The following is a 9,056-nucleotide window of genomic DNA, read 5'->3' as shown; positions in this document are numbered from 1 at the left end:
ACTAAATCGACATACCCTAGCATTGGGTTAAATTCGAAACGATCTATTGCGTGAAAAGCAATCGCGTCAATTGAGTGTGACCCTACTGCCAATTTCAGTTTTAAATGCTGCTCTTTAAGCCAACGATAATCAACCACTTGGAATCGTCCTTCAAACTGCGGCAAAGGAAATTTTTGTCCCCAAGGTCCAAGCTGCTCAATCCAATCCAAAGAGCTTAAATGCAAAGCTGAATCATCTAACTCTCCATCGGTCCATAAGGTGGCTTGAAATAAATCAGAATCCATCTCAGCGATCATTTGAGTAAAAACGCTTTTAAACTCATCAAAATGTTCTTTCCTAAGCGTTAAACCTGCTGCTGCTGCATGACCACCAAAATGGCTCAGTAGATCTGGACGCTGCTCTGCCACGGATTCAATCATATCTCGGATATGAATACCATCAATAGAACGCGCAGAACCTTTGATGTGTATCCCATCTTCATCAGGTGCAAATACCAAACTTGGGCGATAAAACTGTTCTTTAAGTCGCCCAGCGACAATACCAATCACCCCTTGATGCCATTGTTCATCAAACATCACTAATGCTGGCGGTATTTGCTCAGCTGTTAATTGGATATGTTGCAAGGCAGAAAGTGCTTGTTGCTTCATCTCCGTTTCAACTTGCCGGCGCTCAAGATTTAATTGATTGAGCTGCTGTGCGATTGGATAAGCGGTTTGCATATCGTTTGCAAGTAAACATTCAATGCCGATTCGCATGCTTTCCATACGCCCTGCGGCATTAATACGAGGCCCAAGGACAAAACCTAAATCTTGTGCACGTAAACTCGCAGCATCACGTCCCGCAATATCTAATAGCGCTAAAATTCCCACACGACATTGATGCTGCTGAATCCGTTTCAGCCCTGCATCAATCAATATACGGTTGTTGTAATCCAAGGTTGCGACATCAGCATAGGTTCCCAATGCCACAAGGTCTAAATATTGAGTGACTTTACAGCTACTTTTTCCTTGCTGAACACGGTGACTGGCTAACTTTGCCAATACATAAAAAGCAACACCTACTCCAGCCAAAGCTTTGCTTGGGAAATCGCAACCCAATTGGTTTGGATTGACTACCGCTTCAGCAGTCGGCGTTGGTTTTGTCGTGAGATGATGATCAGTAATAATCACCTGCATAGCTAAAGCTTGTGCTGTTTCCACACCAGCATGACTGGAAATGCCATTATCGACCGTGATCAGCAAATCAGGCTGATAACTCTGCTTTGCCAATTCCGCAATTTTGGGCGTGAGCCCATAACCATACTTAAAGCGATCAGGGACTAAATACTCTACTCTTGCCCCCATTTCTTGTAGAACCAAAACCATCAATGCAGTGCTGGTTGCCCCATCCGCATCATAATCACCAATGATGACAATTTGCTTTTGTTGATCAATCGCTTGATCAATCAATTCAACTGCGGCATCGATCCCTTTTAAAGTAGGGGGCAATAAATGTTTTAGCTTGAGTTCAAGTTCTTGCTCTGATTGAACACCTCGTCTTGCTAATATCTCAGCAATAAACGAAGGCACGCCCTGAAACTGTTCAGGGCGTGTAAGCAAAGGTCTTTGTTGAATTTTTATCTGTGTCATTTATGGCATCAAACGTTGTATAACCCATTGCCCATCCTGTTTTTCATAACTCAAGCGGTCATGTAAACGATTTGGACGCCCTTGCCAAAACTCATAATAGTCAGCAATTAAACGATAACCGCCCCAAAAATCAGGTTTAGTGAGTTCACCGTGTTCACCCACTTGCTGCTGTAAGTCATAAAAACGCTGCTGTAACTCTTCTCGACTCGCAATTCTACCGCTTTGTGGGGTGCTGATATGCGCGGCGATTTGACTATCGCGGGGGCGCTTTAAATAATACTCAGTTGATTCATGTTCAGAGATCTTGATCACTTGACCACTGATACGAACTTGGCGCTCTAAACTTGGCCAGTAAAATAACAACTCAGCGAATGGATTTTCAGCAAGGTCTATCCCTTTTTGGCTGTCATAATTGGTATAAAAATCATAGCCTGCTTCTGTCGCACCACGTAATAATACAGTCCGTACATGTGGGCGACCTTGTGCATTTGCAGTTGCCAAAGACATCGTATACGGCTCATGTAAATGTGCCGCCAAAGCATGATTAAACCAATTCAAGAATTGCAGGTGAGGATGATCGCTGATCTGTGCTTCATGCAACTCACCTTGTTCATAACTTAATCGCAATTCACTCAGATCCTTAATCACATCACTCATTGGTATTCTCTCTTAAGCAACTTGAGCTTGCGCACGCACAGCATCCGCTAAACGGTTTGCTAACGCTTCAACTTCTGGTAAGTCATCACCTTCAACCATTACACGAATGACTGGCTCGGTGCCTGATTTACGAATTAATAAGCGTCCACGACCTTTCAACTGTTGTTCTGCTTTTTCAAACTCTTCAACTAAAGAAGGAATTGAATATGGATCAATCATTTGTTGTAAACGGACATTGACTAATACTTGTGGAAATAGCTCAAAACCATCTACTAACTCATGTAAGGCTTTACCTTGTTCAACCATGACGGTAAGTACTTGCAGAGCTGCAATAATTGCATCACCGGTGGTACTTTTATCTAAGGTTAAAATATGCCCAGATGGTTCTCCACCAATACTCCAATTCTGCTCCTCAAGGGCTTGCAATACATAGCGGTCACCCACTTTTGCACGGACAAATCCAACATTGGCTTTATCTAACGCAAGCTCAAGTGCCATATTGCTCATCACTGTTCCAACCACACCTTCTGGCTTATGGTTGGCTTGTGTTGCAAGAATATAAAGAATATGGTCTCCATCAATGAGATTGCCATTTTTATCCACCATTACGACACGATCGGCATCACCATCAAAAGCAATACCAAGATCTGCTTGATGCTCAACTACCGCTTTTTGTAAATGCTCTGGATGTGTAGAGCCACAGTTTTCATTGATATTTAAACCATCAGGATCATTAAATAGTGGAATAACTTTGGCACCTAACTCGCGGAACACTGATGGTCCAACACTGTAGGCTGCACCATTGGCACAATCCACGACAATTTTTAAATTATGTAGGTTGAAATGATATGGGAAAGTTGATTTGCAGAATTCGATATAGCGACCATTGGCATCTTTTACACGAACACTTTTACCTAAGTTCGCTGTATCATCAATAAGCAAATCTTGTTCAAGCTCTTGATTAATTTGATCTTGTATATTATCAGGAAGTTTCTTACCTTCACTTGAGAAGAACTTAATCCCGTTATCAAAATAAGGATTATGTGAAGCAGAGATCACAATGCCCGCGTGTGCATGCAGAGCACGAGTGAGGTGTGCAATTGCTGGCGTCGGTAATGGACCAAGCAAATGCACATACACGCCAGCCGCATTTAAACCCGCTTGTAATGCAGCTTCTAAAATATACCCTGATAAACGTGTATCTTTCCCCAAGACCACAATTGGCTTATTTTTTGGGCTATTACGTTTTAATACTTTTCCTGCAGCAAAACCCAATTTTAAAGCAAATTCTGGCGTAATCGGCAATTGTCCAAATTTGCCTCGAATTCCATCAGTACCAAAATAACTCATTTTCTACTCACTTTCTTATCGTAATATGACGCTAAGCCACATCATTTATCATCTATTTCACTTTACACTAAAACAAAAAAACCGTCAGCGAACTGACGGTTTTTCCAGCGACAAAATTACCAAAAATCAACCAACACGGTAGTTTGGCGCTTCTTTAGTAATCGTCACGTCATGTACATGTGATTCAGACATACCTGCTGAAGTAATTTTTACAAATTTCGCATTTTGACGAAGATCTTCAATCGCAGCTGAACCCGTATAACCCATAGATGAACGTAAACCGCCCATCATTTGATGTACGATGTTGCCCATTGGACCTTTATAAGGAACACGACCTTCAATGCCTTCTGGTACTAATTTTTCAGCACTTGCTTTTGAGTCTTGGAAATAGCGGTCAGCAGAACCAGTCGCGCCTGCCATTGCACCCAATGAACCCATGCCACGATAGGCTTTATAGTAACGACCTTGGAAAAACTCAACTTCACCTGGTGCTTCTTCAGTACCAGCAAGTAGCGAACCTACCATGATCGTGCTTGCACCTGCGCCAATCGCTTTCGCCATATCACCAGAGAAACGAATACCACCATCCGCGATCAAAGGAATTTGATCTTTCAAGGCATTTGCAACGCTATCAATGGCAGAAATTTGTGGCATACCAATACCAGCAACAATACGCGTGGTACAAATAGAACCTGGACCGATACCTACTTTTACCGCATCTGCACCCGCATCAAGTAATGCCAATGCAGCATCACCCGTTGCGATATTACCGCCAATCACTTGAACTTGTGGATAATTCGCTTTTACCCAACGTACGCGCTCAATGACGCCAGCAGAATGACCATGTGCTGTATCAACAACAATAGCGTCTACACCTGCATCGACCAATGCTTCTACGCGGCTTGGTGTCTCAGCACCTGTACCAACTGCTGCACCTACACGTAAACGACCGAGTTCATCTTTACAGCTATTCGGGTAGCTTTCTGCTTTACGGAAGTCAGTCACCGTAATTAAGCCTTTAAGTTCGTTGTTTTCACCAACAACTAAAACTTTTTCAATACGATGCTTTTGTAGCAATGCTTGGATATTTTCTTTCGACTCGCCTTCACGTACAGTGACTAAGCGATCTTGACCTGTCATGATGTTACTAACAGGTTGCTCTAAATTCGTTTCAAAACGTGTATCACGTCCTGTCACAATACCGACAACTTTGCCGTCCTTAACCACAGGTACACCGCTAATATTATTTGCTTGTGTAATTGCAATCAGTTCACGAACCGTCGTTTCTGGTGTTACTGTGATTGGATCTTTCACCATTCCAGCTTCAAATTTTTTCACACGGCGTACTTCAGCGGCTTGCGCTGCGATATCCATGTTTTTATGCAAAATACCAATACCGCCATTTTGCGCCATTGCAATCGCCATACGTGACTCAGTCACTGTATCCATTGCAGCCGAAACGAGAGGGATATTGAGTTGAATTCCGCGAGTTAAACGTGTCTTTAAGGAGACATCTTTTGGGAGAACAGTTGAGTAGGCAGGAAGTAATAAGACATCATCGAAGGTTAGCGCTTCTTGAACGATGGTCAGCATAACAATCTCACTGGTAAATTCCGTGAGCTATTATAAACAAATTTCACAGTGAATTTCATTTTCTAGGATGAAATAATTTCAGAAAAACCGTTACCATCACGTTTCCCTGTTTTTTGAATCGAGTTTCACAGACTTTTAATCAACCCACCTGATCATAATCTTCATTATTTGCAGCATCTTGTTCTTCAATTAAAATCAAAGGAATCATATTGTGTGCAAGTCGAGCTTTATGACAATGTTCATCACCAACCTGTACTTCTCGGCAGGTTGAGCTACGCACCGCATAAATTGAACAACTCACCTGCTGTCCAACCACGCCTTCTAAAGCAATACATCTAACTTGAGTCTGATTTGTTCCCTTCATGCATGAATAAACAGCCGTGAGCGGCTCAATCATCTCACTTGGCATGACTTCAGCCTCAGCCCAATAAAACGATACACGGTAATGCGCACAACATGCGCCACAATGGACACATGTTTCAGAGGTCATAATTTGAGACAACATTTTTGTTAAAATTCTCGTTATCAAAATAAAACTCTTTAAAACGCGAATCCTAAAAAAACTTATCTACAAAAACAAGAGAGATGAACCCTATTTTTTGTATTCGACCGTCATATTTATCCTATGTTTAAGCGATTTCTGTGGGCATACTAAAGACATATTCATTCATCAGGTCAACACCACATTCCAGCGTTTCAATCCAATCTAGAAATTGCTCAATCATTTCTTTTCCAACAAAGGCTGTGCCGTGTTGCGGGACAATCATTTCTAAATCCATCTGACGTACCATATTGACCCATAATCGGATCACTTTATTTGAGCACATATAGCGCTGGTGAAAACCTTTCATTTTCTTAGTATGCGCTTCAAAATCTGCAATCGGCACACTCGCATCATCTACTATCGATGCTCCCATATCACCAGAAAATAAGATTTTTGCTGTCGGATCATAAAACTGGAAATTACCGACAGAATGTAAGAAATGTGCAGGTACTGCGACAATCGAGGACTGCCCTAAAGGAATAACTTGTCCCGTATCAGACAGCTCGATCAGTCGCTCTTCCCAATTTCCCTTCATACGATCACTCATAAATGCTGAATTGAGATGCGGTAGAAAACGTGCCCACAACTTTGATGCGACAACTTTGGCATCGGTATAGACCAACCAACGAGGCATCGAGGTAATAATGTCTGGGTCCTGATGAGAAGCCATCACATAATCAAGATTTTTCAGTTTGGTGTAGCGATTAAGCTCCATGGTTAAAGGCACATATGTGAGATCACCGCCTGGATCTAAAACCGCAGCTCGCTCATGGTCAATAATCAAAAATTGATTTGCTTGAATGCCTTCCCCTTTCACCAAACTGGTAAAACTAATGCATTTATGCGTACCATTATCAAATAATATCTGTGATGTTGTCCGTTCAAAACTCATAGAAACCCCAAAAAATCTTTTAAATATGAATTATTTTAATTCCATAATAAAATAATGGGATTTAAATCTAGATTCAATCACATATTGGATATTTATCATAATTTATCCAACAATCAGCTTTAGATTTATTGCTTGGTTTTAGAAAACGGATCCCTTAAAATAATAACCATTCTCATTCATGGCATTCACCTGCCATTTTGCTCCCTCCCTTGGACATCCCTATGCTTGTTACGCATCGTACTTTACTCGCAACACTTATCTTAAGCACTATGACCATGGCATATGCTAAAGAAGATCAAGACCTTATACTCCCAACTATTTCGGTCAAAGCCCAACAGCAAGATCAGGCCTATGCCGCCACGACAGCGACTTCAGCACTCAAATCCAATGCACCTCTATTTAAAACTGCTCAATCAGTTTCTGTTGTCACCCGTGAACAACTTGACCAAAAACAAGCAAGAACTCTTACGGATGCACTTGAAGGGGTTGCTGGTGTAGAAGCTGGAAAGCTTGGTCGCCGCGGTTGGGATGATTTTATTATTCGAGGCCAAACTTCTTCTGACTCGGTGTATGTCGATGGTTTAAGAATTGGGCAAAGTTCACCTACCCCTTCTGTAGCTGCTGAAATTTCGGGAATGGATCAAGTACAAATATTAAAAGGCCCTGCTTCGATTAATTTTGGTTTGGTTGCTCCGGGAGGTATGGTCAATTTAGTCACCAAACGACCTGAAGCAGAAAACTTTGCACGAGCTAGCATGACTTATGGTAGTTACAGCCTTAAAGAAGGGACTTTCGACTTAAACTATAGCCCAAATAAGAGTGAAAAAGGTGCCTTCCGTTTAAATGGTCGTATCTCTGATCAAGATGATCCAACTGACTACGTTTATTTTAAAAATTACTACATCTCCCCCTCTTATAACTTTGACTTAGGGGATAACACTGATCTTTCTGTCATCGCAAGCTATCAGCATCGAGAATATATTCGCCAACAAGGTTTACCTGTCATTGGTACATTAAAAGATAACCCTAACGGCGCTATAGACCGAAGTTTATATATTGGCGATCCTCATTTTGGTAAATATGAAGCAGATGTATATCGTACTGGTTATACGTTGAAGCACGCCTTTGAAAATGGATGGAACTTTAACCAAAACTTTGCCGTACAAAAAACTGAAATGGATGGGCAAGCAGTCTTTGCCCGTACAGGTAGTAACTTTTGGGCAGATAAAAACTACACCACGATCAGCCGTAAAAATAACAGTCGCCACCAAATTATTGATAACTTAAGTTATGCAATTGATAACCGTTTAAATAACCAATTTGAATTATATGGCATGCAGCACGACATCAATATAGGTGTTGATGCCTTCCAAGAAAAAAGTGATTACACCAACAACCGTTGTAATGTCGGTGATTTAAACATATACACTCCCGTATATGGACAAACTGTTACTTGTTCCAATCCTGTCAGCAACCACGATATTAACCGTTTAAAATACGCAGGTTTATATATTCGTGACCGTATTCTACTCAATGATCAATTACTGTTAAGTCTATCTGGTCGCCAAGATTGGGCACAAACTCAAACTACAAGTTTAATTACGGGAAATAGCAGTAAACAGTCTGATGAAGCATTTACTGGTAGTGCCTCTGTAATGTATACCCTCAATGACATTGTGGCGCCTTATGTCAGCTACGCGACTTCATTTACTCCAAACAGTGGTACTGATGTCAATAGCAACCCGTTTAAGCCAGAAAAAGGAAAACAGGTAGAAGTTGGGATGAAGTTACAAAGCCCAGATCAACGTATTCAAGGTGCTATTGCTTGGTATGACTTAAAACGTCAGAACGTAGTTGTTAATGATTCAGTAAATTCAAATGAAAAAGTACAACGTGGTGAACAGTTAACTCGTGGTATCGAAACTGAACTCAGCTCAGAAATTTTAGAAGGCCTAAAATTAATAGCTGCCTATACCTACACAGCCGATGCCAAAATTAGTAAAGACGCCGATAGTAGCAATATTGGCAAAGCACTTAATAATGTCCCAGAACACAGCTACAGTTTATCTGCACGTTATAAATTTGATCCCACATCAAAACTTGGCTGGTATATAGGTGGTGGATTTCGCGGCGAAACTTATAAAACTATGGATAAACTAGATGTCCATATTCCAGGTTATACCGTCTTTGATACTGAAGCAGGCTATGATGCGGCACATTGGGGTGCCCAATTGGCAATTCGCAATATGTTTGATAAAGACTATTATGCGGGTGCGCTCAATGAGAATCTCATCACCTTAGGCAATCCACGACAGATTAATTTTACTGTGAAATTTAACTATTAATCATTTAAAGCCCCTTTGATCAAAGGGGCTTTAAAATTGTAATACGT

Annotated in this window: 7 protein-coding genes; 1 reads left to right on the top strand and 6 read right to left on the bottom strand. The window is 41.2% G+C overall.

Translation table 11 applies throughout. The features are described 5' to 3' along the window. The 6 genes from recJ to HMPREF0023_RS11140 form a co-directional block, all read right to left on the bottom strand. Positions 1-1,628: single-stranded-DNA-specific exonuclease RecJ (gene recJ / locus HMPREF0023_RS11165; protein WP_008942150.1), on the bottom strand; the 1,628-nt coding region annotated here is incomplete at its 3' end. Next, positions 1,629-2,285, bottom strand: a complete 657-nt coding sequence (gene pdxH / locus HMPREF0023_RS11160; RefSeq protein WP_004641528.1) for a pyridoxamine 5'-phosphate oxidase — start codon at positions 2,283-2,285, stop codon at positions 1,629-1,631. A gap of 12 nt (positions 2,286-2,297) precedes the next feature. After that, positions 2,298-3,635 (bottom strand): phosphoglucosamine mutase, encoded by a 1,338-nt coding sequence (gene glmM, locus HMPREF0023_RS11155; RefSeq protein WP_004641530.1) that lies wholly within the window; start codon positions 3,633-3,635, stop codon positions 2,298-2,300. A gap of 126 nt (positions 3,636-3,761) precedes the next feature. Further along, the gene (gene guaB / locus HMPREF0023_RS11150) at positions 3,762-5,228 is read right to left on the bottom strand and encodes an IMP dehydrogenase (protein WP_004641532.1); all 1,467 of its coding nucleotides are present in this window, start codon (positions 5,226-5,228) and stop codon (positions 3,762-3,764) included. 139 nt (positions 5,229-5,367) lie between these two features. Further along, positions 5,368-5,733 carry a YkgJ family cysteine cluster protein gene (locus tag HMPREF0023_RS11145; RefSeq protein ID WP_008942149.1) on the bottom strand — a complete coding sequence of 122 codons (366 nt, stop codon included), beginning with the start codon at positions 5,731-5,733 and terminating at the stop codon, positions 5,368-5,370. A 124-nt stretch (positions 5,734-5,857) separates the two neighbouring features. Next, positions 5,858-6,664 carry an MBL fold metallo-hydrolase gene (locus HMPREF0023_RS11140; RefSeq protein WP_004641535.1) on the bottom strand — a complete coding sequence of 269 codons (807 nt, stop codon included), beginning with the start codon at positions 6,662-6,664 and terminating at the stop codon, positions 5,858-5,860. 221 nt (positions 6,665-6,885) lie between these two features. On the opposite strand from HMPREF0023_RS11140, the gene HMPREF0023_RS11135 reads away from it, so the two are divergent. Continuing rightward, positions 6,886-9,009: a TonB-dependent receptor gene (locus tag HMPREF0023_RS11135; protein ID WP_008942148.1), complete on the top strand. Its 2,124-nt coding sequence runs from the start codon at positions 6,886-6,888 to the stop codon at positions 9,007-9,009. Positions 9,010-9,056 lie beyond the last annotated feature (47 nt).

The sequence above is a fragment of the Acinetobacter sp. ATCC 27244 genome (assembly GCF_000156555.1).
Taxonomy (GTDB): domain Bacteria; phylum Pseudomonadota; class Gammaproteobacteria; order Pseudomonadales; family Moraxellaceae; genus Acinetobacter; species Acinetobacter haemolyticus.
This window is presented reverse-complemented; position numbering and strand designations above follow the sequence as displayed.